Raw genomic sequence first — 23,042 nt, 5'->3', positions numbered from 1 at the left:
TGAAATGACACGTTCCCTCAAAAAAGGCCCCTTCGTTGACCATCACCTGATGGCCAAAGTAGAGAAGGCGATTGCCATCAAAGATAAAAAGCCAGTGAAAACCTGGTCGCGTCGTTCGATGATTCTTCCTGAATTCATCGGCCTCACGATTGCTGTGCACAACGGCAAACAGCACGTTCCGGTGTATGTGACTGACCAAATGGTTGGCCACAAGCTAGGCGAATTTGCGCTCACCCGCACATTCAAAGGCCACCCGGCTGACAAAAAAGTCGTGAAGAAGTAAGGAATTCAAATCATGGAAACCAAAGCAACTTTACGTGGCGTCCGCCTCTCTGCCGACAAAGGCCGCTTGGTGGCAGACATGATTCGCGGTATGCCCGTGGATCGTGCACTCAACACCCTGACTTATGCGCGCAAAAAAGCCGCTGGCATCGTGAAAAAAGTACTCGAGTCCGCCATTGCGAATGCTGAGCACAACGATGGCGCGGATATCGACGAGCTGAAGGTCAAGACCATTCACGTCGAGCAAGGCACAGTGCTCAAGCGTTTCACTGCAAACGCCAAAGGCCGTGGCAACCGCATCGTCAAACCCACCTGCCACATTTACGTGGTTGTTGGCAACTAATCCGAAGGACGTAAACACATGGGACAAAAAATCCACCCAACAGGTTTTCGCCTTTCGGTGAGCCGTAATTGGGCCAGCCGCTGGTACGCCAGCAACACTGATTTTGCTGGCATGCTGGCAGAAGACATCAAGGTGCGTGAGTACCTCAAGGCCAAGCTCAAGAGCGCTGCGGTATCCCGCGTGCTCATCGAGCGTCCTGCTAAAAACGCTCGCATCACGATTTTCTCTGCCCGTCCAGGCGTGGTGATCGGTAAAAAAGGCGAAGACATTGAGAACTTGAAGAAAGAACTCTCTGCCAAGCTGGGCGTGCCTGTCGCTGTGAACATCGAAGAAGTGCGCAAGCCTGAAATCGATGCCAAGCTGATTGCTGATTCGATCACGCAACAGCTGGAAAAGCGCATCATGTTCCGTCGCGCCATGAAGCGCGCCATGCAAAACGCCATGCGTATGGGTGCCCTGGGCATCAAGATCATGTCGGCTGGCCGTTTGAATGGTATCGAGATCGCACGTACCGAGTGGTATCGCGAAGGTCGTGTGCCACTGCACACCCTGCGCGCTGACATCGATTACGGCACCTCTGAAGCCAAAACCACGTATGGCGTGATCGGCGTGAAGGTCTGGGTTTACAAGGGTGATACCTTGGGCCGCAATGATCTCCCAGTCGTTCAAGAGCCACGCGCCGATGAAGAACGCAAGCCACGCGGCCCACGCCGTGACGGTGACCGTCGCCCATCAGGTGATCGTCCACCAGCACGCGGCGCACGTCGCCCTGCTGGCGGTAACAACGCCCCAGCCGATGGCAGCGACAAGCCTGCTGAAGCCGGAGCTCCCGAAGTGAAAACCACCGTTAAGCGCGTTCGCAAAGTGACCGCGCCTGCCTCCACAGACGGTGGCCAAGCCTAAATCTGGAGAATAAAAAATGCTACAACCAGCTCGTCGCAAATACCGCAAAGAGCAAAAAGGCCGTAACACCGGCGTGTCCCCCCGTGGCACGTCTGTGGCCTTTGGAGACTTCGGTCTCAAATCTGTTGAGCGTGGCCGTCTGACGGCTCGCCAAATCGAGGCAGCACGCCGCGCCATTTCGCGTCACGTCAAACGTGGCGGCCGTATTTGGATCCGCATGTTCCCAGATAAGCCTATCTCTACCAAGCCCGCCGAAGTTCGTATGGGTAACGGTAAAGGTAATCCTGAGTACTACGTCGCGGAAATTCGTCCCGGCAAGGTGCTCTATGAGATCAATGGCGTGCCCGAGGCCTTGGCTCGTGAAGCGTTCACCCTGGCTGCTGCCAAGCTGCCCCTGCGTACCACCTTCGTGGCTCGCATGCTCGGACAATAAGGCAGGAGAACAGATATGAAAGCTTCCCAGCAACGTAAAGAACTGCGTGCCAAAGACGCTGCAGGCCTCGTCACTGAGGTCAAAGAACTGCAACGTGCGCACTTCAACCTGCGCATGCAAAAGGCCACGCAACAGCTCAACAACACCGGTCAGCTCAAGATCACACGCCGTGCTATTGCACGCGCCAAGACCATTGCTGCTGAACTGGCTGCCAAGTAATCAAGGAACCCACATGACGGAAGCCAAAAAATCCCTCAAGCGCACCTTGATCGGCAAGGTTGTTAGCGACAAACGCGCCAAGACCGTGACGGTTTTGGTGGAGCGCAGTGTGAAACACGAGCTCTACAGCAAGATCGTGATGAAATCCAGCAAGTACCACGCCCACGATGAAAAGGGTGAGTACAAAATGGGTGACACCATCGAGATCACGGAATCACGTCCGATTTCTAAAACCAAGAACTGGGTGGCTACCCGCTTGGTGCAGAAAGCGATCGACGTTTAATTCGGTGTTGCAATTGCGAGTGCATGGTCTTTGACACTGTGCTGTGCAAATCTCCCACAAACGGCTCACAATGTGAGCCGTTTGCATTTGTAGCGAGATAATTTGGCTCTTTGCGAAAACCATTCATTTCACAACCCTTGGAGAAAAACATGATCAAAGTCGGCGACAAACTCCCCGCATCCACCCTGATGGAATATTCCGAAGTGGAAGGCGAAGGCTGCTCCATTGGCCCTAACCCTGTGGACACCGCCAAAGCCAGCGCCGGCAAGACGATTGCCCTGTTCGCTCTTCCTGGCGCATTTACGCCCACCTGCTCAGCCAAGCATGTACCCGGTTATGTGGCGCAATATGAAGAGCTGAAAAAAGCGGGTGTGGATGAGATCTGGTGCGTGAGCGTGAATGATGCTTTCGTGATGGGCGCATGGGCGCGCGATCAGAAAACCGGCACCAAGGTTCGCATGCTCGCTGATGGAAGCGCAGCGTTCACGCAAGCAACAGGTTTGACGCTAGACCTCACCGCACGCGGCATGGGCTTGCGCTCAGATCGCTACTCGATGCTCGTGAAAGACGGCGTGGTGAAAAGCATCAACCGTGAAGCACCAGGTAAGTTTGAAGTGAGCGATGCGGCCACCATGCTGGCTCAAGCGAAGGCTTAAGTGTCAACCAGAATGCTATTAATTAAATAGCATTCTGCGCAGATTCTATAACGGCAATCTGCTAAAACGCTTGTGAATTCAGCTAAAAGCCACGCCATAGCAAGCGTGGTTGTAAAACGATTTGGCTGGGTTGATCCGTCACAGATAAACCATGGCTGCTGAGCCGCTGAGAGATGTATTCGGCACATGCTTGGCCGATGCGCTCGCCATCAATGTGCATGGTGCTCAAACCGCCTTGGCAATAGCGGCCGACTGGGAAATCACCAAAGCCCAGCAAACCCATCTCTTTAGGCATGCGGCACCTCAAGCGCTGCGCTTGCAGCAAAGCGCCTGTGGCAAGTAAGTCGTTAGCAAAGCCCATGCCGCAGCGTATGGGCTGGGCTGAGCCTTGCTGCGCATGCCAAGCTGCAAAGCATTGACCGCCTTGCTCCACAGGTTCACCCATCGCAGCGTGAAGATGTTTTGCTTCTAGCCCAAGCGAAGCTGCTTTTGCCAAGAAACCCTGCGCACGCTCGTGAGCACGAAAATCTTCTTCCACGCCGCTGTCCATGAAAACCAATTGAAGGTAGCCACGTTCTGCCAAAGCTTGCGCCATAAGTGCGCCCACGCGAGCATGATCAAACCCAATTTGCTGAAAAGCATGCGCTTCGCCTTGCGGACTTTGATCCCAAATCTCCACGACCGGAGTGCCTCGCTGTTGTGCAGCCATCAGTAACAGCTGGGTAGCGGGTAAATGCATGCGCCCGGTCAGGACGATGGCCGCTGGAGCCCAGCCGAGCATCGTCCGTACCTGCTGTTCTTCTTGCGCGAGTGAGTAACCTGTGCTGGAGACGATCATGTGTAGCCCGGCCAACTGCAAGCCTGCGCCTAAGCCATGCAAGGTATCCGCAAAGATCGAATGCGCGATATTGGGCACAATCACGGCCACAGCTTGTGAGCGCCCACTCGCCAAGCTTCCGGCTTGTAAATTGGGGCTATAGCCAGTAACTTGCAAGGCTTGCTGGATGTGAGTAGCCGTATCACGTGCGACGCGCTCTGGCGAGCGCAGGAAACGAGAGACGGTCATCGTCGTCACACCCGCATGTTGAGCCACATCCGCCAAAGTCACCCGCCCATGCCCACGCCCTTTCTTGGGCTGGGCGGACGCAGTTCCTATGAGTGATGTAGATGAGTGAATAGGGTTTGTCACAATGACACAGAAGACATAGGGGTATAAAGTGCATCAATGTTAGCGCTAACAATGCATTTCTGATCCACATGAAAACCCTTGCTGATCTCCGCAGCCGCCGCTGGTTTGACGACCAAGGCATGCGCGGCTTTGCGCATCGCCAGCGCATGCAGCAGCAGGGCTTCCGGCGTGAAGACATCATGGGCAAACCCATGATTGCCATCCTCAACACCTGGAGCGATCTCTCGCCCTGCCACGCGCACTTGCGCGAGCGTGCTGAGAGCGTGAAGAAAGGCATCTTGATGGCGGGCGGCTATCCGGTCGAGCTGCCGGCAATGAGCTTGGGCGAAGTGATGGTCAAGCCCACAACCATGCTCTATCGCAATTTTTTAGCCATGGAGGCTGAAGAGCTGTTGCGTAGCCTGCCGTGTGATGGCGCGGTGCTGCTCGGCGGCTGCGACAAGACGACGCCAGGTTTACTGATGGGCGCGTTCAGCATGAACATTCCCGCGATCTTTTGCCCCGCTGGCCCGATGCTCAACGATCGCCATGTGCGCGATGGCAAGCATCGTGCGATAGGCGCAGGAACGCATACGCGTATGTTCTGGGACGAATATCAAGCGGGAAATTTGAGCAAAGCGGAATTGCAAGAGATGGAAGGCCGCATGACGCGCGCGCCCGGCACTTGCAACACCATGGGCACCGCCAGCACGATGACTGGTATGACCGAAGCGCTGGGCATGGCCTTGCCCGGCAGCACCAGCATTCCCGCGATGGATGCATCGCATCCGCGCATGGCCACGAGCTGCGGTGAGCGGATTGTGCAGATGGTATGGGAAGACTTGAAGCCATCAAACGTCCTCACACGCGGCAGCTTCCAAAACGCACTCGCAGTGCAAATGGCACTCGGTGGCAGTACGAATGCCGCTGTGCATGTGATTGCGATGGCGCGGCGTGCAGGCGTGAATCTCACACTCGATGATTTGGATGCGATGAGCCGCCGAGTGCCAGTGATTGCGAATCTCTTCCCCAGCGGAGACCGCTTGATGGAAGATTTTTACTACGCCGGTGGTTTGCCAGCGCTGATGACGGTGATCCGCAAAGAACTCTCGCTCAATGAAATGACGGTGACCGGGAAATCGGTTGAAGACAACATCGCAAAAGCCGTGGTGCATGACGCGGCAGTCATTCGTCCGCTTGACAATCCTGTAGCAGATGGCGCGCTCGCCGTGCTGCATGGCAATCTCGCGCCCAATGGCGCAGTCATGAAGCCCGGCGCAGCCGAGAAAAAGTATCTGCAACACACGGGCAAAGCCATGGTCTTCGACAGCCAGCCCGAGATGCTCAAAGCCATGGCCGATGAATCACTGGATGTTGATGAAAACACCGTGCTCGTGCTGCGCAATGCAGGCCCTGTTGGTGCTCCCGGTATGCCCGAGTGGGGTGGCTTGCCGATTCCAAAAAAACTTTTGAAGCGCGGTGTGCGCGATATGCTGCGCCTCTCGGATGCGCGTATGAGTGGTACACATTACGGCGCTTGCGTGCTGCATATCTCACCCGAAAGCGCGGTAGGTGGCCCGCTGGCCTTAGTGCAAACGGGTGATGTGATTGAGGTGAATGTGGAGCAGCGCCGCTTGCATTTGAATGTGAGCGATGAAGAGCTTGCTAAACGCCGCTCAGTATGGAAAGCGCCTGTGCAACCCTTCAAGCGCGGCTTCACGAAGCTGTATCAAGCCCATGTGACCCAAGCGCATGAAGGCTGTGATTTCGATTTCTTGCAAGGTGTGGACGAAACGCCCGAGCCAGTGATTTTTTGAATGCAAACCATGCAAAACCCCTTCAAAACCCTCCTCGCCCAAAAAGACCTCCCCGCGGGTTACCCAGTTGGTAGCTGGGTGATGTCAGCCAGCCCAGTCGTCGCAGAGGCCATGGGCTGCGCAGGTTTTGATTGGGCGGTGGTGGACATGGAACACACGCCACTGGACATGATGGAGGTTATCCATCTGCTGCAAGCGATTGCTGGCACGCCGATGCTACCGATCACGCGCGTGCCTTGGAATGACACGGTGCTCGTGAAGCGCGTGCTCGATGCTGGCGCGCAGACTTTGATGTTCCCGTTTGTGCAAACTGTGGAAGAAGCGAAGAAGGCAGTTGCTGCAGCGAAATACCCACCCCAAGGCGTGCGCGGCATGGCAGCGATGAGCCGCGGTTCACGCTTTGGCACAGTGAAGGATTATTTCAAAGTGGCCAACGAAGCCGTGAGCGTGATCGTACAAATCGAAACGCCCGAGGCCATGAGCCGGATGAAAGAGATTGCTTCAGTAGAGGGCGTTGACAGTGTGTTCATCGGTCCTGGCGATCTGAGTGGTGCGATGGGGCATGTCGGCAATTTAATGCATCCAGATGTGGTGGCTTTGATGGCTGAGGGTGTGAAAGCCTGCCATGCAGCGGGTAAACCCGTGGGCACCGTGGGTGGCACGCCTGAAGCCGTTGCGACATATCGCGCTTCGGGTTTTGACTATATCGGTGTGGCATCAGATCTGGGTTTAATGATGAGGAATTGCGCTGCCGTGCTTTCCACCATTCGACAGCAAGATATCAAGATTCATTCACAAGGTTATTAAAGCAAGAGGGCAAACACAGTGGCATCGGTCGAACTCAAGCAAGTCGTCAAATCGTATGACGGAAAAAACAACGTCATACATGGCGTAGATTTGTCGATTGCACATGGCGAGTTTGTGGTGTTTGTGGGGCCAAGCGGCTGCGGCAAATCTACCCTATTGCGCATGATCGCTGGCCTAGAAGGTATCAGTGGCGGCGATGTGATGATCGATGGCAAGCGCGTGAACGATGAGCCGCCACGCAGCCGCGATATTGCGATGGTGTTTCAGGATTACGCGCTGTATCCTCATAAAAATCTCTATGACAACATGGCCTTCGGCTTGCGCCTGCGTGGCACAGACGAAACCGAGATCAAACGCCGTGTGATGGATGCGGCCAAGCTACTGAAAATTGATCACATGCTCGAGCGCAAGCCAGGCGCACTCTCCGGCGGGCAGCGCCAGCGCGTAGCGATAGGCCGAGCGATTGTGCGCCAGCCTAAAGTGTTTTTATTCGATGAGCCGTTGTCTAATCTTGATGCGCAATTGCGTGGCGAGATGCGCAGTGAAATCAAAAAGCTGCATCAGCGTTTGGGCGCAACGATCATTTATGTGACGCATGATCAAGTGGAAGCCATGACACTGGCTGATCGCATTGCCGTGCTCTCTGCTGGTCGGGTGATGCAATACGCTTCGCCTAGCGAGATTTATAACCAACCCGCAGCAGTATTCGTAGCAGGCTTCACGGGTTCTCCACCCATGAACCTTGTGCCCTGCACTTTGAGTGGTGGCCAAATTGATTTGGGTGCCGGTGTTACGCTGCCCATGCCCGCTGCTTTGGGTGGCAAAACTGCTGCATCGTTAAGCTTTGGCATCCGCCCAGAAAACATAGCCCTAGTCAGCAGCGCAGGCAGCGTGAGCGCGAACGCGCAAGTTGTGATCACAGAGCCGCTTGGTGCAGAAACCTTGGTCACGTTCCAAGTTGGTAATAGCGAAATGGTGGCGCGCTGCGCTGCCAACTTTGCTGGCAAAGCTGGCGAGCGCATGAGCATTCATTTAGCCAGCGAGCATATGCATTTGTTTGATGCAGCATCAGGAGTGCATCTGTGAAGTGTAAATCATTTGCTATTAAATTAATAGCTGTCTGCGCAGGTTTTATGCCATCGATTGGCCTATTTGCCCAGCAAAGCGCAGGCAAGTATCCAGATCGCGCGATTCAGATGATCGTACCTTTCGGCCCAGGTGGCACGACCGACATCATGGCGCGCTTGCTCCAAGACGAGCTCGCCAAAGCGGTGGGCAACAACGCAAGCATCGTCATCGTTAACACCGCAGGCGCAGGTGGCTTGATCGGCATGCAAAACACTGCGCGCGCCAAACCTGATGGCTACACGATTGCGATGACGACCACCGGACCGCAAACCTTGCAGCCTGCTCGGCGAGAGAGTCCTACCTACACGCCCGATCAATTTGATTACATCTGTGGCACATACGATGTGCCGGTGATGGCGATGGTGGCGCAAGATTCACCCTACAAGACATATCAAGATCTGATGAAGTTTGCCAAGGCCAATCCCGGCAAGCTCAACTACGGTATCTCAGGCATTGGCGGTGTGCTGCATCTTTCCATGATCGAGCTGACGCAAGAAAACAATGCGCAAGCGGTGGCCGTGCCATTCAAAAGCACGGGCGAGATGATCATCCCGCTGAAGACGCAGCAAATTCAATTCTTCAACGAAACCCCAACGGTTGCCACGCAGCACCAATTGCGCCCCTTGATTGCTTTGAGTGATACGCCGGTGCTTGGCTTCGAAACCGTGCCCACGGCAAAATCGCTTGGCGTGAAAGCGCGCGGCTCGGTTTGGGGCGGTTTGGTTGCGCCCAAAGGCTTGCCAGCAGACATCCGCGCCAAGTTAGAGACGGCATGTCAAGCAGCTACGAGCACCACGATCTATAAAGCTCGTGCCCAAGCTGCATACACACCGCTTGCTTATCGTACAGGTGATCAATTTCGCAGCTTCGCTCTCGCAGAGCATGAAAAATTCAAGCAGGTTGTGAAGCAGCACAATCTGTATGAAAAGTAAACCTGCTTCAACCCGTTATCGTTACTCAGTTTTAACCGAAGGAGACTTTTATGAAACGTCGCACACTCACAGCTCTGGCCGCTCTGGCCTTGGGCGCAACCATGAGCCTCACGGCTTATGCGCAGCAAACCACGCTGCGCGTCTTCTCTGGTGGAACGAACCAGCGCCCCGATTTGATGCGCAAGCTGTTTGATGAATACCAAAAGGCCAACCCTGGAGTGAAGATTGATATCGAAACTGGTGGCGCAACATCCGAGTTGCAGCGCCAGTATCTCTCTACGGTGTTGAACGCGAAAGATTCTGCGATTGACATCTACATGATTGACATCGTTAATCCTGCGCAGTATTTCAGCGCAGGCTGGCTCGAGCCATTGGATCAGTATGTGGGCAAAGATGCATTGAAAGCTTATCTGCCCGTGTATGCGCAAGCGAATATGGTGGATGGCAAAGTTGCTGCGATGCCAGCTTTCGCCGATGCAATGTTCATGTATTACCGCAAAGATTTGCTGGAAAAGCATGGCATCAAAGAGCCCAAGACTTGGGACGAGCTCTCAGCAGCGGCCCAGAAAGTCACAGCCGCAGAAAAAGGTGCAAACCCGAATTTACAAGGCCTCTCCATCCAGGGCGCGCCGATTGAAGGTGCAGTCTGCACGTTCTTGTTGCCTTACTGGAGCATGGGCAAGCAATTCAACGATGCCGCAGGCAAGATGACTTTGGACAAAGCCAGTGCCGAGCGCGGCATGAGCATGTGGCTCAAGATGGTGGACGATGGCGTGCTCAAGAAGAACATCGCTGAAGTCACCACACCTGTGACGGTGAATGAATTCAAAGCGGGCAATGTGCTGTTCGCCATCAACTGGGGCTTTGCTTGGGATCGTTTCAAAGACGATGCTGATAGCCAAGTCAAAGGCAAAGTGGGTGTGATGCCTCTTCCTGCTGTGGCCGGCGGCAAAAGCGCGACCTGCGTGGGTGGCTGGCAGTGGGCTGTGAGCGCGTTCAGCAAGAGCAAGCCAGCGGCAGCGAATCTCGTGAAATACATGAGCTCACCTGCGGCTAGCAAATTCTTGGCTGCTGAAGGCTCATTGCTGCCTACGTATCAGTCGGTTTATACCGATGCTGATGTGGTGAAAGCCGTGCCTTGGTTCAAAGATGCAGCGAATGTGGTGACGGCTGGCCAAGCCCGCCCGATCAGCACGCAGTATGGCCAAGTCAGCGATGCGATCCGCACCAACACCAGCGCCGTTTTGGCTCGCACCAAAACGCCTGCTGAGGGTGTGGCCGATATCGAAGGCCGCTTGAACCGCGTGATGCGTTAAACGGAAAGCTGCGCAGATGAGCTTTGCCAAGTTGCGAGATCCCAGCGAAAAAACGCTGGGCTTCTTACTGCTCTTGCCAGCATTTCTTTTGCTGGCGCTGATTGTGGTCTACCCGATTGGCAAGCTCATCTACAACAGCTTTTTTGATCTGCGCCTCTCTGGAGGCTCGGGTCAGATCAAATTCGTGGGGTTTGACAATTACATCGAAGTCTGGAAAGACAAAGACTTTTGGAATGCCACGAAGAACACGGTGTTGATCACTTTGATCACCGTACCGGGCGCACTCGTCGTGGGATTGGGTTTGGCGATGTTGGCTAATCTGCCTTTCAAACGCAAATGGCCTGTGCGCCTCGCGCTCCTCCTGCCATGGGCGCTGCCGCTCAGTTTTGCCGGTTTGATCTTCGCTTGGTTTTTTCATACCGAATACGGCATCGTCAACGATGTGCTGCGCATTTTGGGCAAAGACGAGACAACGATGTGGTTGCTGCGCCCCAATTGGGCGTTTGCCGCGATTTGCTTTACGGTGATTTGGAAATCGTCCTCGTTCATGGCTTTGATCTTGCTCGCAGGTTTGCAGATGATCCCCAAATCGCTTTATGAAGCGGCCGAGGTCGATGGCGCTTCTCGGTGGCAGCAGTTTTGGCAAATCACCATTCCTATGCTCATGCCCAGTATCATCGTGGCGCTGATTTTCCGCACGATCACCGCATTACAAACTTTTGATATTCCCTACACCATGACCAAGGGCGGGCCTGGCAACAGCACAGAGACTTTGGCGATGTTGATCCACAAAACCACGATTGAATACCTCGATGTGGGCTATGGCTCTACGCTGGCCGTCTGCATGTTTTTAATCTCCATGGCGATCACGGCGGTCTATCTCAAGCGTGTGGGGCAGCAAGCATGATGCCGAGTTTGAACTCCAAACAGCTGCGCTGGATCGCAGCCGCCATAGTGGTTTTCAATGGTTTCTTTCCCGCGCTATGGATTTTGCTCACTTCACTCAAAACCGAAGTGGAGTTGGTGAAAAAGCCTATCACCTATTGGCCTCATAATGCCACGCTGCAAAACTACGTGCAGGCGTTCACCGATCAGCCTTTGCTCAAGTATTTGGGCAATAGCTTTATCGTGGCCATGCTCGCCACGATTGCTTCTTTGATCGTTGCGGCTTTTGCGGCGTATGCGATTGCGCGATTGAATTTGAAACGCCGCCAGCTCATTCTCACCTGCATCATTGCGTCCAGCATGTTCCCGCTCGTCACGTTGCTCGTGCCAATTTTTGAGACGATGCGCGCTTTGAATTTGCTCAACACTTACACGGCGTTAGTGCTGCCCTATATTGTGCTCAATCTTCCTGTGTGCACACTTGTACTTGTGAGCTTCTTCCAAAGCATTCCGAAAGATTTAGAGAATGCCGCGATGATTGATGGTTGCACTCGGCTTGGCGCTTTGTGGCGCGTGGTCGTACCACTGGCTGCACCCGGCGTGTTCACAGCTGGCATCTTGGCTTTTGTGAATGCATGGGATGAATTCTTGCTCGCCCTCTCGCTCAATTCCAGTGCCGCCATGCGCACAGCGCCTGTGGGCATCACGCTGTATCAAGGCGAATTCACCTTTCCTTGGCCGATCATCTCTGCTGCGTTGATCGTCACGATTGTTCCTGTGGCTGTGCTCATTGCGATCTTCCAGGAGCGCGTGGTGGGCGGACTAACGCAAGGTGGCTTGAAGGGTTAGGGCAGGTCTTTTGAACGCAAAAGACGCAAAAAATACGCAGAATACGCAAAAAAGAAACACCCGAAATTTGTATTTCTTTTCTGCGTCTTTTGCGTAACTTTTGCGCATTTTGCGTTCTGTTCTCTAGTTTGTTATTTGAACTGATCATGAACCAAATCATTCGTTACGGCATCATTGGCTGCGGCAGCATGGGACGAGAGCATATTTTGAATTTGCTCTCGACGGATGATGTGCAGATCACCGCGCTGCAAGATCCTCATAAGCCCAGCATTGATGCATCGCTGGCTTTGCTGCGCAGCGCCGCAGTGCAGCCCAAGGTGTTTGAAACAGTCGGCGCCATGCTCGATAGCGGCCTTTGCGATGCGGTTGTCGTCGGCACGCCGAACTTCACGCATGCTGTGATCCTGCGTGAAGTGCTCGCGGCTGATGTGCATGTGCTCGCTGAGAAGCCGCTCGTCACCACGATGGAAGATGGGCTTGATCTCGTCAAGCGCGGCAAAGGCAGAAAGAAAGTCACTTGGGTGGCGCAAGAGTATCGCTATATGCCACCTGTGGCTGAGTTGATTCGCCTCGCGCATGCGGGTGAGTGCGGCACGCTGCAACAGGTGGCGATTCGTGAGCACCGTGAGCCGTTTTATCCCAAGGTGGGTGATTGGAATCGTTTCTCTGCAAATACAGGTGGTACGCTGGTAGAGAAGTGCTGCCACTATTTCAATTTGATGGATCACATCTTGCAAGAAAAACCGCTCAAGGTGTATGCCAGTGGCGGCCAGCGCGTGAATCACTTGGATGAAAAATACAGTGGCAAGACGCCCGATATTTTGGACAGCGCTTTCGTCATCGTGGAATATCCAAGCGGCGCGCGAGCCTCACTTGATCTGTGCATGTTTGCTGAGAACAGTGTGGACAACGAACACATCAGCGTCGTTGGCTCAGAAGGCAAAATCGAATCTCTGATTCCTTCGCTCACCTTGCGCGTGGGCAGGCGAGAAGATTGGGGTAAGCGCGAAGTCTGGGGACAGCCTTCGGGCACAGGCAAAGGCGTGGCCACGCGCCGTGTGTGGGACACGAATATCCGCTACGCCGGCCAGCACTTTGGCGCGAGTTGGATTGAGCACCAGAAGTTTGCTCAAGCGATTCGTGAAGGCTTGCCCGCAGAAATTTCTCTGGAAGAAGGACTGCGCTCAGTCGCCACAGGCATGGCGGCGCATCGCAGTATCGAGTCGGGTCTGCCGGTCTTGCTCAGCGACGTGATCCCTGCTGTTTTATAAGCCAAAACAGCCTACCGCCGGCATAGAATCTGCGCTAAATGCTATGAATTTAATAGTTCTGCAATCTGCTGATCTACGCATGCAAATCCGCCCGGATGTAGGCGGCTGCATTGAAGGCTTGTGGTGGAAGGGGCTAGCTGTGTTGCGCTCCAGCACAGCGGGAAGTTTGCAGAATGTGAGGCTTTCGGCCTGTTACCCACTGATTCCGTTTTCCAACCGCGTGGCGCATGCCAAGCTGGTGTGGAATGGGACGGATCATCCGCTGGTGAAAAATTTTGCGGGTGAGGAGCACAGCATTCACGGTATCGGCTGGCAGCGCGCATGGGAGGTGCTCGAGCAATCCGATGATTTTTGCATGCTGAGCTTGGAGCATACTGGTGGCGCAGCTTGGCCGTTTGCTTTCGATGCCTCGCAGACCTTTCGCTTGCATGACAACGCATTGGAGATGACGATGAGCATCACCAATCAATCGTCTCAAGCTGCACCAGTTGGCTTGGGCTGGCATCCTTATTTTGTGAAGCGTGCCGCTTCACGGATCGCATTTGAGGCGAGCGGCATTTGGCAAATGAGCGCGGAGAAATTGCCGACGGATTTGCATCCGAGCACTGGCTTGAAGCAAGACTGCGCGAGCCTGGATGTGGACAATTGCTTTGAAGGCTGGAGTGGCGAGGTCGCTTTGCACGATGAGGCGATGCAAATTCAAATCAGCTCTGATATGCGCCGTCTCGTTGTCTTCACCAATGCAGATAAAGATTTCGTCGCTATCGAGCCGGTGAGCCATGCTAACAATGCGATGAATGCTGGTAACCCAAAAGAATCTGAAACGCGTGGCGTGGTGACGCTGGAACCCGGACAATCATGGCAGGTCTCGATGCAAATTGCAGTGAGCGCACCTTAAAGACTTTCCTATGAGCACTTGGCATCCAATCACCAGCACGCCCTCTATCCTCGGCGAGAGCCCTTTTTGGCATCCGCAAGAGCAGATGCTGTATTGGGCAGATATTGCGGGGTGCAAAGTGCATCGTCTGAATGCATTTACCGGCGATGTGGAAACCTGGGGCATGCCCAGTGAGCCTGGTTGCTTCGCACCTGCAAAGTCGGGTGGATTCATCATCGCACTACGAGATCGCATCGTGCGCGCGCAGAGCTGGGGCGGCGAGCTAGAGCAACTCTGCGTGATTGATCACGATGCCAGCACCACGCGTAGCAACGATGGCAAATGTGACGCGGCAGGGCGCTTTTGGGTCGGCACAATGTTTGAACCGCGTACTGCCAATAACGCCCAGCTGCTTTGCTGGGATGGCCGCACGCTCCAGTTCAAGCAAGGTAACGCTATCGTGGCGAATGCATTGGCTTTCTCGCCTGATGGCAAGACGATCTATTGGGCCGATACACCGCAGCACACCATCTGGGCTTGGAATTTTGATGCGGCCACGGGGGCGATGACGAACCAGCGCATCTTCAAAGAATTCGCCGCTAAGCCAGCTGGCTGGGTGAGCGGGCAAGCTCAAAACGGCGGCTATGGTGGCCGGCCAGATGGCGCGGCAGTCGATGTGCAGGGCAATCTATGGGTTGCGATGTTTGAAGGCAAGCGTGTGGTGCAGCTCTCGCCCACAGGTGTGGAGCTGCAAAGCATCGAAACACCCATGACGACTTGCACCATGCCTGCGTTTGGCGGCGATGATATGCAGACGCTTTATCTCACCAGCGCACGCCATGGCCGCAGCGAAGCAGAAACAACGCGCGAGCCGCAGATGGGTTGTGTATTCAGCATGCGTGTGAACGTGGCGGGCATGCCTGTGAATTTTTATTCGGATTGAAAAAAGCGAGTTTTGCGATGCTTACCCTCTACCCCAGCCTCAAAAACAAAGTCGTCTTCGTCTCCGGTGGCAGCTCAGGTATTGGCGCAGAGATCGTGCGCGCTTTCGCAGCGCAGGGCAGCATTGTTGCGTTCAATGGCACCAAGCCTGGTGGTGGCGATGCTTTGATCGAAGAAATCACCCAGGCGGGCCATGCTGTGCCGTATTACGAGCCTTGCGATGTGCGCGACATCCCGGCGCTGCAAACGATGCTCAATCGCGTCTGCGATAAGTTCGGCGCGATTCAAGTGCTCGTGAACAACGCAGGCCGCGATGATCGCCATGCCTTGTCTGAGCTCACGCCCGAGTATTGGGACAATTGCCTCAACATCAATTTACGCCATCAAGTATTTGCTACACAAACTGTAGCTGCTCGCGCACAATTGGCGGGCGTAAAAGCCTCGATCATCAATATGGGCAGTATCAGCTGGATGCGCGGCCGCCCTAACTTGATTGGCTACACCAGCAGCAAAGCGGCGATCAGCGGCATGACACGCAGCCTCGCACGCGAGCTGGGTGAGCATGGTATCCGCGTGAACGCGCTCGTACCTGGCGCCATTGTCACAGCCCGCCAAAATGAACTCTGGCGCAACCCAGAAGAAGACAAAAAATTCATCGAACTCCAATGCCTGAAATTCCGCTTGGAATCCATCCATGTGGCTAAACCGACTTTGTTCCTTGCTAGCGATGATTCCGAAGGCATCACAGGGCACAACCTGATCGTGGATGCAGGCTTGGCGCAGGTCTCTGTGGTGGGCTGATTTCACAGTTACTTTGAGCAAACTTCACGCGTTTCCTTCATGAAGCCAGTTAGGATAGGGCAATGGATGCAAGCCTTATCTCTCTCGTTGATCAGATTCAAGCCGCTGTTTCAGCCAAAGCCCCACTGCGTATTCGCGGCGGGGGCAGCAAAGATTTTTATGGTGAGCCCTTTGATGCTGCACTTCCCGTTCTCGATACGCGTGCACATGCTGGAATCGTGAGCTATGAGCCCAGTGAATTGGTGATCACGGCAAAAGCCGGCACGCCCTTGGCTGAGCTTGAGGCCGTACTCTCAGAAAAAGGACAGTGCTTGGCTTTCGAGCCGCCGCATTTCAATGAAAGCAGTACCGTTGGCGGCATGGTTGCCGCTGGCCTCGCTGGCCCTGCGCGCGCTTGCGTAGGGGGCGTGCGAGATTACGTGCTCGGTGCACATTTGGTCAATGGCAAAGCAGAGCTGCTTGAATTCGGCGGCCAGGTCATGAAAAACGTCGCGGGTTACGACGTGTCTCGCGCCCTTGCAGGCAGCATGGGCACACTTGGGTTGATCACTCAAGTCTCGCTCAAAGTTTTGCCGAAAGCCGTCGCAGAGGCTACTCTGCGCTTTGAAATGGATGAGGCCGCTGCCATTCGCTACTGCAATGAGTGGGCTGGCCAGCCGCTGCCATTGAATGCCAGCTCTTGGGTGATGGATCAAGGCGTGCCGAGTTTGTATCTGCGTTTGCGTGGCGCAGTCGCGGCGGTGAATTCCGCCTGCCAGCGCTTGGCCATCGAGGCTGGCGGTATTCGTGTGGATTCACCAGAAACGCTTGCTGATTGGAGCGCCGCGCGTGATTTGCAGCTGCCATGGTTCAAAGAGGGCTTTGCGCGTGGTGATGATTTGTGGCGCATCAGCGTGCCGCAAATCACGCCGCCCATGGGCTTGGGCGACACGATGATGGATTGGCTAGGCGGCCAGCGCTGGCTGTTCACACCCAGCGCAGAGCGCTCGCAAGCCGCGCAGCGCATTCGCGCAGCCGTCCAAGCAACTGGCGGGAACACTACACTTTTCATAGCATCTCGCGCAGATTCTATGCCGGCTATAAGCCGATTTGATACTCAAAATGAACCCTTGAAAACGATTCATCGCAAGCTCAAAACTGAATTCGACCCTGCCGGAATTTTCAATCCAGGTCGTCTGGGGGTGATCTAACATGCAAACCAATCTCGCTCCCGAATACAAATCTCGCACCGAAGGCCAAGAGGCAGAAAGTATTTTGCGCAAGTGTGTGCACTGCGGTTTTTGTACCGCGACTTGCCCCACCTATCAATTGCTCGGCGATGAGCTCGATGGGCCACGTGGCCGGATTTATCTGATCAAGCAAGTGCTCGAAGGCGAGGAGCCGACACGCAAGACGCAGATGCATTTGGATCGGTGCCTCACCTGCCGCAATTGCGAGAGCACTTGCCCCAGCGGTGTACAGTATGGGCATTTGGTGGACATTGGGCGCAAGCTGGTGGATGAGAAAGTGAGCAGGCCTGCGGGCGAGTCTGCGCTGCGCTGGGCTTTGAAGGAAGGTTTGCCATCGCCGCTGTTTGCACCCGCGATGGCTGTGGGGCAGATAGTGCGCCCATTGCTGCCCAAAGCTTTGAAAAACAAAGTGCCTGAGAAGCGCTCTGCAGGTGAGCGCCCCACGCGAGAGCATGCGCGCAAGGTGCTGATGCTGGAAGGCTGCGTGCAGCCGAGCATGTCGCCGAATATCAATTCAGCCACCGCGCGCGTTCTGGATGCAGCGGGCATTCAAGCCATCAGTGCGCCCAAAGCGGGCTGCTGTGGCGCGGTGAAATTCCATCTGAACGACCAAGACGGCGGTATGGCACAGATGCGTGCAAATGTGGATGCTTGGTGGCCGTATGTAGAAAGAGGCGAGATTGAGGCCATCATCATGAATGCCTCCGGCTGCGGCGTGACAGTGAAAGAGTATGGCCACATCCTGCAGCATGATGCGGCGTATGCAAGCAAAGCCGCGAAGATCAGCGCGCTCACCAAAGACGTCAGCGAATTACTTGCAGAGCTGGTCACTGCACTGAAGCCAAAACTCAAAACTGCGAGCCAAGAGCAACTCGCTTTCCATCCACCCTGCACCTTGCAACACGGCCAGCAGCTCAAAGGCGGCGTAGAAAAGCATTTCTCAGAGCTGGGCTTCAACATCAAAACCGCCAGCTGCGAAGCGCATTTGTGCTGCGGCTCAGCAGGCACGTACAGCGTCTTGCAACCCGAGTTGTCGTATCAATTACGCGACCGTAAGCTCGGCAATTTGCAAGAGATGAAGCCAGCAGCGATTTTGAGCGCCAACATAGGCTGCATCACGCACCTGCAAAGTGGCACAGATCTGCCGGTGCGGCATTGGATTGAAATACTCGATGCTGCTTTGGCTTGAAATCAAGCCGGCTTCATGAAGCCAAGATCATTGGCATAGGTCAAGCTTGTTCCGTTCACTGTGAGCTGACGCCCTGCGAAATTATCCAAGAAGGGCAGCACGCTGCTCGTTCCTGTGAGCTCGTTGCTATCTACGCCAAACCATTTCGCCAAAGTGGCTGCATACTGATCCACACTTGTGGTGGGCAGCAAGCGGCCTTGACCCACATGCCATTGATCTTGTGGCGCTGTCGTGCTACTTACGCTTACTGGAGGTGCATAGCCATAAAACGCTTGGCCATTGACCGCATCGCCCATGATGATTTGATGGCTGCCCCAGCCATGATCTGAGCCGTCGCCGTTGGACGAGAGGGTACGACCAAAATCTGTAGCAGTGAATGCCGTGACTTTATTCGCGACACCTAAAGTGCTCATGCAGTCGTAGAAAGCCTTCATTGCAGAGCTGACACGGCCCATATTGCGAATATGGTCAGACAGAAGATTGTCATGCGAATCGAAGCCGCCCAGTGAGACCATGAAGACTTGGCGTTTGTTGTTCAAATTCGTCCGGGCTGAAATCAAGCGAGCGACCATGCGTAATTGCACCGATAACGGGTTGTTGTTGTCAAAGCCACTGAAAGCTGCTGCGGTGGGGAGGCTATCGGGTTGAGACAATGCGCTAGTGATTGCCAGCTCAGCATCCACGGCGCGGCGTGTCACGCGGTTGTATTCGTTTTCCAAAATATGGCTGCGACCAATGCTCGTGGTGAGGTTTTGCATCGCCAAGCCCACGGAGTTCAGCCCGAAATTGTTACCTGCTGCGCCCACACTGTTGATACGCACGGCGCCGCCCGTGCCCACCTGATATGACAGCGCCTGATCGCCCGAGAGAAACACGGCATTACCGGTGACGGAAATGCAAGTGAACAGGGGCGTCGCGTTCGAGCTCATGGCTAAATCGCCCAAGTTGCCCCCCCAGCCGACCGTAGAGCCCTCAGGCGAGGAAGACTGCCAAATGGACTGTTGATCATTATGGGAAAACAGCTTGGGTGGCACAGGGAAGTTCGTGCGGTCGTTGCTTTGGTACTGCGCTTTGGTAATGGGTTTGACCAAGGGGCCCGTGTTCAGCAGCACAGCGGCTCTACCGGTATTGAACAGATCACGCAGCCCTGTCATGCTGGGGTGCAAGGCATATTGCAAACCTGTTTGACCAATGGCAGAGACCGGCGCACCAGCAACAGTAGGGTTCAGCAACATCGGTGCGAGATCAGCCTGCGCTAATGCAATACCATTGGCAGCGACCGAGCCTGTCGTACCGCGAATGGTTTGGTAGGCGGCATAGCTGGCTGCATCGTAGGGCACCACGGTATTGGCGTAATCGTTGCCGCCGTAGAGAAAAATGCAGACCAGCGCTTTGTAATCCGAGCCAGCATTGAAGGCAGCGGCTTCGCCCAGAGCTGCCAAATTGATGGCAGTTGGCAAGGCAGCGCCCGTGAATGCCAATTGACCAGCGCGGCGCAAGAAGGCGCGGCGGGTGTGAAGATGAGGTTGGATCAGATGCATGGCAATCCTTACGTTATTTTTGGATCAGGTATTCGGGGCTGGCCATCACCATCAAGATGGCACAAGCAATTAAATCTCGGCGATAGCCATCCATTTGCGTGGTGTTGGCATTGGTGACGCGGCGATTACTTTGCATCATGGCTGCCCTCAAAGCATTGGTGATCTCTGCCACGTTGTTACCGCCAAGCTGGCCTGCGCATAGCAAGGTGTTGAGATAACTCACCAACGATTGCGCCACACGCTGGCTTTCTGCATCGGTGCTGGTGCTGTTGTTGATCAACGCCAGCAGCGCGGTGTAGTCGCCCTCGAAGTCGGTGGTATCCGTATTGGCGACGAAATCCCCATCGGGCGAAGTGGCATTGTTAACTCGGATACCGCTGCGAATACGGTTTTGCATGTAGTTCACGTAGCCGCCCACCGTGGTTTCATTGACCAGTTGGAACTCCGGCGCAGTCGATTGCTTGGTCGCCAGCGCAGTACCGGGCGGCACATAGCCAGGGCGGAAGAAGTTGAATACTGAAGGTGAATGCAAAGGGCTTTGCCCCAAGCCATTGGAAGCGTTGGATAAGTCACCGAGCTTCCACGAACCTGCTTTGGAAACGACACCAAAGCTACGCGCCCAATTCACAAAACGCAGCATAGGCTCGCGCAGTTTGCCAAACTCTGGGTTGCCCAAACCCTGCGAGCCGCGTGCTTCGTCGTCGAGCAAGATCGCCACCCACACGGCTTTCATATCGCCGCGAACGCCTGCCCCGTTGTTGTTGAAAGCACTGGCCACACGCGTCACATACTCAGGAGATGGGTTGCTGGTCACCAAGCGCTGAATCATCTGACGGCCAAAGAAGGGGCCGACATTGGGGTGATTGAACAAGCCGTCCAGCGCAGTTTTCAGCGCCGCTGCGCCGCCGGTTCCACCTGGGCGTGCCGGGACGTTGATACCTAAAAAGCTAGCAGCCAAAGTGGAGTGCCGAGTGGCATCCAAAGTCATGGGGCGACGGGCATATTCACGCGACCAGATTTTGTAGTTTTGTCCTGGAAACTGTATGCCGTTAGGAGAGGAAGGTGAGTAAGCAGGGTCGAAGTTGTAGCCTGTGAAGATACGAGCGAGTTGGCTCACGTCATCGGAGTCGTAGCTCTCAATCTTCTTGCCAGCAGCATCTATTTTTGCTGTGCCATCCAGATTGAGCTCGTACAAACCGATGGTGAAGAGCTGCATCACCTCACGCGCGTAATTTTCATCCGGTAGGCGGCCTCGGTTATCTTCTTTTTGGTTGCCGCGTGTGTTCAGGTAGTAACCCATGGCTGGATTGAGGGTGATGTCTTCCAGCAAATCACGGAAATTGCCAAAGGCATGCTTGTTGAGCACATCCCAATAGGCCGCAATCGTGTAGCCGCGCCAGTCGATTTCCATGGAATTGAGCGAGACGACAAAGAATTCTGAGAGTGCCAATGCCACACGTTTGCGCAGCACATCAGGCGCGCTCATGAGATCGCGCCAGACCATGTAGTCGCCAATGTTGGAGTTGTAGACGTTTTTATCCACGGATCCGTTAGCACCATAACCGCGAGACTCCAGCCAATCCCAGGCGGTGTTGATGGGCTTGGCAAATTCCTGCTTCAAATAGCTTGCGAACGATCCGGCACGAACGGTGCTCACATCGGCGGGTTTGGCAGCAAACTGCGCTTGGAGTAAAAAGCGCGAAGCTTCGTTATCGTTTGCGGCTTTGGGAAAGTTATTAAATCCAGGTGCGCTGGGCAAGCTTCCGTCGTCTGCTGAGCCACCGCTGCCGCCTCCGCCGCAGGCTGCTAGCAGTGCAGAGGCAAGCAAAGTCAGTGCATGCGGGCTGTAGGATTGCCCCGCCGCTGGTGATCGATTTGCACATGATGATTCAGACCTTGCATCCGGCAGTGAAGACGCGCGGTGTGCTAGAGGTGGGCTGTCAGCAGCGATATTTGGAGTGTCGATTTCTTGCATGGCTTGTACAGAGGTGACATGAGGTCACGCCAATGTAAAGCCTTGTTGATGACTTTGTTCCTAAAGTAGAGGTGAAAAATCGCTACCAATTCAACGAAGCTGTGACCAGCTGTTAGCGCGCCAAGACGAGCGGCGCGCTTGCTTGGATGAAAGGAAAAAGTGACAAATCTGTTAGATGTCGGGCCTGATCAAACTGCTTGTGCTTGCTGCAGAAGATCGCGGGTTTTGAGGGCTTCCGTCCGTGCGGCTTGTGCAAAATCATCGCCATTGGAGGCATACAAAATTGCGCGCGATGAATTGACGATGATGGGCGCATTGGCGCGCCAACCTGCGCGTACAGTGGCCCGCGCATCACCGCCCTGCGCACCTACACCTGGGATGAGTAGCGGGAGTGTGGGTGCAATGCTGCGCACACGCTCGATTTCATTGGGATAAGTTGCACCTACGACAAGGCCGAGCTGGCCATTGAGATTCCAAGGCCCTTGAGCGAGCTTGGCAACATGCTCATACAAAAGAGGTTGGCCTTCGATGGAGGCAAAGCGCTGGTTTTGCAGATCGTCTCCACCTTTGTTGGAGGTGCGGCAGAGCAAGAAAGCGCCTTTGTCGTGATACTTCAAATAGGGCTGCACAGAATCAAAGCCCATGAAGGGCGAGAGCGTGACGGCATCTGCACCATAGCGCTCAAAAGCTTCAATCGCGTATTGCTCGGCTGTGGAGCCAATGTCTCCGCGCTTGGCATCGAGAATGATGGGTACGTTGGGCGCAGCGCGGCGCATGTGTTCCATGAGGCGTTCGAGTTGGCCTTCTGCGCGATGCGCTGCGAAGTAGGCGATTTGTGGTTTGAAGGCGATCACAGCATCTGCCGTGGCATCCACTATTGCTGCGCAGAAATCGTAAATCTTGTTGGCGTTGCCTTTGTAGGCGCCGGGGAAGCGGCTTGGCTCAGGATCGAGGCCGACGCAGAGCATGGATTGGTTTTGATTCTGGGCGGCTTGGAGTTGTTCGAGGAAACGCATGCTCTGATTTTAATCTTTGCTTTTTTGGGTTGGCGATCCAAGAGGAGAACGCAAAAGACGCAAAAATGCGCAGAAGGCGCAAAAAAACCTGATTGCTGTCGCTCGCCGTATTGCTCTTAGTGGTGATGGGTTTTCTGCGCTTTCTGCGTTCTCATTTCGGCATATTGCAGCGCTAAATGA

Annotated in this window: 24 protein-coding genes; 20 read left to right on the top strand and 4 right to left on the bottom strand. The window is 54.8% G+C overall.

Annotated features, from left to right (window positions below):
- Positions 1-4 precede the first annotated feature (4 nt).
- The 7 genes from rpsS (at position 5) to KIH26_RS15595 (ending at position 3,119) form a co-directional block, all read left to right on the top strand.
- Positions 5-283, top strand: a complete 279-nt coding sequence (gene rpsS / locus KIH26_RS15625) for a 30S ribosomal protein S19 (protein ID WP_213446621.1) — start codon at positions 5-7, stop codon at positions 281-283.
- A gap of 9 nt (positions 284-292) precedes the next feature.
- On the top strand, positions 293-625 hold the full coding sequence (rplV, locus tag KIH26_RS15620) for a 50S ribosomal protein L22 (RefSeq protein WP_213446749.1): 333 nt from the start codon (positions 293-295) through the stop codon (positions 623-625).
- 18 nt (positions 626-643) lie between these two features.
- The gene (rpsC, locus tag KIH26_RS15615; RefSeq protein ID WP_213446620.1) at positions 644-1,528 is read left to right on the top strand and encodes a 30S ribosomal protein S3; all 885 of its coding nucleotides are present in this window, start codon (positions 644-646) and stop codon (positions 1,526-1,528) included.
- Positions 1,529-1,544: 16 nt separating this feature from the next.
- Positions 1,545-1,961: a 50S ribosomal protein L16 gene (gene rplP / locus KIH26_RS15610; protein ID WP_213446619.1), complete on the top strand. Its 417-nt coding sequence runs from the start codon at positions 1,545-1,547 to the stop codon at positions 1,959-1,961.
- 15 nt (positions 1,962-1,976) lie between these two features.
- Complete coding sequence (rpmC, locus tag KIH26_RS15605; protein ID WP_213446618.1) at positions 1,977-2,180, top strand: 50S ribosomal protein L29; 204 nt, start codon at positions 1,977-1,979, stop codon at positions 2,178-2,180.
- A gap of 13 nt (positions 2,181-2,193) precedes the next feature.
- On the top strand, positions 2,194-2,463 hold the full coding sequence (gene rpsQ, locus KIH26_RS15600; RefSeq protein ID WP_213446617.1) for a 30S ribosomal protein S17: 270 nt from the start codon (positions 2,194-2,196) through the stop codon (positions 2,461-2,463).
- 149 nt (positions 2,464-2,612) lie between these two features.
- Positions 2,613-3,119, top strand: a complete 507-nt coding sequence (locus KIH26_RS15595; protein WP_213446616.1) for a peroxiredoxin — start codon at positions 2,613-2,615, stop codon at positions 3,117-3,119.
- Positions 3,120-3,201: 82 nt separating this feature from the next.
- Here the strand turns inward: KIH26_RS15595 and KIH26_RS15590 are convergent, their stop codons facing one another.
- Positions 3,202-4,308 carry a LacI family DNA-binding transcriptional regulator gene (locus tag KIH26_RS15590; protein ID WP_213446615.1) on the bottom strand — a complete coding sequence of 369 codons (1,107 nt, stop codon included), beginning with the start codon at positions 4,306-4,308 and terminating at the stop codon, positions 3,202-3,204.
- A 68-nt stretch (positions 4,309-4,376) separates the two neighbouring features.
- Between KIH26_RS15590 and araD the strand changes: the two genes are divergently transcribed.
- From araD to glcF, 13 genes are all read left to right on the top strand, one after another.
- Entirely contained in the window at positions 4,377-6,104 is a 1,728-nt protein-coding gene (gene araD / locus KIH26_RS15585) for an L-arabinonate dehydratase (protein ID WP_213446614.1), read from the top strand.
- Between the two features lie 9 nt (positions 6,105-6,113).
- On the top strand, positions 6,114-6,911 hold the full coding sequence (locus KIH26_RS15580; RefSeq protein ID WP_213446613.1) for an HpcH/HpaI aldolase family protein: 798 nt from the start codon (positions 6,114-6,116) through the stop codon (positions 6,909-6,911).
- Between the two features lie 18 nt (positions 6,912-6,929).
- Positions 6,930-7,997 carry an ABC transporter ATP-binding protein gene (locus KIH26_RS15575; protein WP_213446612.1) on the top strand — a complete coding sequence of 356 codons (1,068 nt, stop codon included), beginning with the start codon at positions 6,930-6,932 and terminating at the stop codon, positions 7,995-7,997.
- The gene (locus KIH26_RS15570; protein ID WP_213446611.1) at positions 7,994-8,971 is read left to right on the top strand and encodes a tripartite tricarboxylate transporter substrate binding protein; all 978 of its coding nucleotides are present in this window, start codon (positions 7,994-7,996) and stop codon (positions 8,969-8,971) included. Before KIH26_RS15575 ends, KIH26_RS15570 begins: the two co-directional genes overlap by 4 nt.
- A gap of 50 nt (positions 8,972-9,021) precedes the next feature.
- Positions 9,022-10,287, top strand: a complete 1,266-nt coding sequence (locus tag KIH26_RS15565; RefSeq protein ID WP_213446610.1) for an ABC transporter substrate-binding protein — start codon at positions 9,022-9,024, stop codon at positions 10,285-10,287.
- Positions 10,288-10,303: 16 nt separating this feature from the next.
- Entirely contained in the window at positions 10,304-11,194 is an 891-nt protein-coding gene (locus KIH26_RS15560) for a carbohydrate ABC transporter permease (RefSeq protein ID WP_213446609.1), read from the top strand.
- Between the two features lie 8 nt (positions 11,195-11,202).
- Positions 11,203-12,021, top strand: coding sequence for a carbohydrate ABC transporter permease (locus KIH26_RS15555; protein ID WP_213446608.1), 819 nt, complete (start codon positions 11,203-11,205; stop codon positions 12,019-12,021).
- Positions 12,022-12,167: 146 nt separating this feature from the next.
- Entirely contained in the window at positions 12,168-13,292 is a 1,125-nt protein-coding gene (locus tag KIH26_RS15550; protein WP_213446607.1) for a Gfo/Idh/MocA family protein, read from the top strand.
- 43 nt (positions 13,293-13,335) lie between these two features.
- Positions 13,336-14,190, top strand: a complete 855-nt coding sequence (locus KIH26_RS15545) for an aldose 1-epimerase (protein ID WP_213446606.1) — start codon at positions 13,336-13,338, stop codon at positions 14,188-14,190.
- A 10-nt stretch (positions 14,191-14,200) separates the two neighbouring features.
- Positions 14,201-15,112, top strand: a complete 912-nt coding sequence (locus KIH26_RS15540) for an SMP-30/gluconolactonase/LRE family protein (RefSeq protein WP_213446605.1) — start codon at positions 14,201-14,203, stop codon at positions 15,110-15,112.
- Positions 15,113-15,129: 17 nt separating this feature from the next.
- On the top strand, positions 15,130-15,912 hold the full coding sequence (locus tag KIH26_RS15535; RefSeq protein ID WP_213446604.1) for an SDR family NAD(P)-dependent oxidoreductase: 783 nt from the start codon (positions 15,130-15,132) through the stop codon (positions 15,910-15,912).
- Positions 15,913-15,974: 62 nt separating this feature from the next.
- On the top strand, positions 15,975-17,102 hold the full coding sequence (glcE, locus tag KIH26_RS15530) for a glycolate oxidase subunit GlcE (RefSeq protein WP_213446603.1): 1,128 nt from the start codon (positions 15,975-15,977) through the stop codon (positions 17,100-17,102).
- A gap of 1 nt (position 17,103) precedes the next feature.
- The gene (glcF, locus tag KIH26_RS15525) at positions 17,104-18,330 is read left to right on the top strand and encodes a glycolate oxidase subunit GlcF (RefSeq protein WP_213446602.1); all 1,227 of its coding nucleotides are present in this window, start codon (positions 17,104-17,106) and stop codon (positions 18,328-18,330) included.
- Between the two features lie 2 nt (positions 18,331-18,332).
- Here glcF and KIH26_RS15520 read toward each other — a convergent pair whose 3' ends face one another.
- From KIH26_RS15520 to pyrF, 3 genes are all read right to left on the bottom strand, one after another.
- Positions 18,333-19,871, bottom strand: a complete 1,539-nt coding sequence (locus KIH26_RS15520) for a DUF1501 domain-containing protein (RefSeq protein WP_213446601.1) — start codon at positions 19,869-19,871, stop codon at positions 18,333-18,335.
- A 13-nt stretch (positions 19,872-19,884) separates the two neighbouring features.
- Positions 19,885-21,846: a DUF1800 domain-containing protein gene (locus KIH26_RS15515; protein ID WP_213446600.1), complete on the bottom strand. Its 1,962-nt coding sequence runs from the start codon at positions 21,844-21,846 to the stop codon at positions 19,885-19,887.
- A 188-nt stretch (positions 21,847-22,034) separates the two neighbouring features.
- A complete protein-coding gene (gene pyrF / locus KIH26_RS15510) occupies positions 22,035-22,862 on the bottom strand; it encodes an orotidine-5'-phosphate decarboxylase (RefSeq protein ID WP_213446599.1) in 828 nt (275 codons plus the stop codon).
- Between the last annotated feature and the right edge of the window lie 180 nt (positions 22,863-23,042).

Source organism: Variovorax sp. PCZ-1 (genome assembly GCF_018413605.1).
GTDB lineage: Bacteria > Pseudomonadota > Gammaproteobacteria > Burkholderiales > Burkholderiaceae_C > JANMDU01.
Note: the sequence above shows the minus strand (reverse complement) of the source record. Positions and strands in the feature narration are given on the sequence as shown.

Coding starts and splice junctions, on each gene's coding strand:
- rpsS (WP_213446621.1), top strand. CDS start 5: ATGACACGTTCCCTCAAAAAAGGCCCCTTCGTTGACCATCACCTGATG.
- rpsC (WP_213446620.1), top strand. CDS start 644: ATGGGACAAAAAATCCACCCAACAGGTTTTCGCCTTTCGGTGAGCCGT.
- rplP (WP_213446619.1), top strand. CDS start 1,545: ATGCTACAACCAGCTCGTCGCAAATACCGCAAAGAGCAAAAAGGCCGT.
- rpmC (WP_213446618.1), top strand. CDS start 1,977: ATGAAAGCTTCCCAGCAACGTAAAGAACTGCGTGCCAAAGACGCTGCA.
- rpsQ (WP_213446617.1), top strand. CDS start 2,194: ATGACGGAAGCCAAAAAATCCCTCAAGCGCACCTTGATCGGCAAGGTT.
- KIH26_RS15595 (WP_213446616.1), top strand. CDS start 2,613: ATGATCAAAGTCGGCGACAAACTCCCCGCATCCACCCTGATGGAATAT.
- araD (WP_213446614.1), top strand. CDS start 4,377: ATGAAAACCCTTGCTGATCTCCGCAGCCGCCGCTGGTTTGACGACCAA.
- KIH26_RS15580 (WP_213446613.1), top strand. CDS start 6,114: ATGCAAAACCCCTTCAAAACCCTCCTCGCCCAAAAAGACCTCCCCGCG.
- KIH26_RS15565 (WP_213446610.1), top strand. CDS start 9,022: ATGAAACGTCGCACACTCACAGCTCTGGCCGCTCTGGCCTTGGGCGCA.
- KIH26_RS15560 (WP_213446609.1), top strand. CDS start 10,304: ATGAGCTTTGCCAAGTTGCGAGATCCCAGCGAAAAAACGCTGGGCTTC.
- KIH26_RS15550 (WP_213446607.1), top strand. CDS start 12,168: ATGAACCAAATCATTCGTTACGGCATCATTGGCTGCGGCAGCATGGGA.
- KIH26_RS15545 (WP_213446606.1), top strand. CDS start 13,336: ATGAATTTAATAGTTCTGCAATCTGCTGATCTACGCATGCAAATCCGC.
- KIH26_RS15540 (WP_213446605.1), top strand. CDS start 14,201: ATGAGCACTTGGCATCCAATCACCAGCACGCCCTCTATCCTCGGCGAG.
- KIH26_RS15535 (WP_213446604.1), top strand. CDS start 15,130: ATGCTTACCCTCTACCCCAGCCTCAAAAACAAAGTCGTCTTCGTCTCC.
- glcE (WP_213446603.1), top strand. CDS start 15,975: ATGGATGCAAGCCTTATCTCTCTCGTTGATCAGATTCAAGCCGCTGTT.
- glcF (WP_213446602.1), top strand. CDS start 17,104: ATGCAAACCAATCTCGCTCCCGAATACAAATCTCGCACCGAAGGCCAA.
- KIH26_RS15520 (WP_213446601.1), bottom strand. CDS start 19,871: ATGCATCTGATCCAACCTCATCTTCACACCCGCCGCGCCTTCTTGCGC.
- KIH26_RS15515 (WP_213446600.1), bottom strand. CDS start 21,846: ATGCAAGAAATCGACACTCCAAATATCGCTGCTGACAGCCCACCTCTA.
- pyrF (WP_213446599.1), bottom strand. CDS start 22,862: ATGCGTTTCCTCGAACAACTCCAAGCCGCCCAGAATCAAAACCAATCC.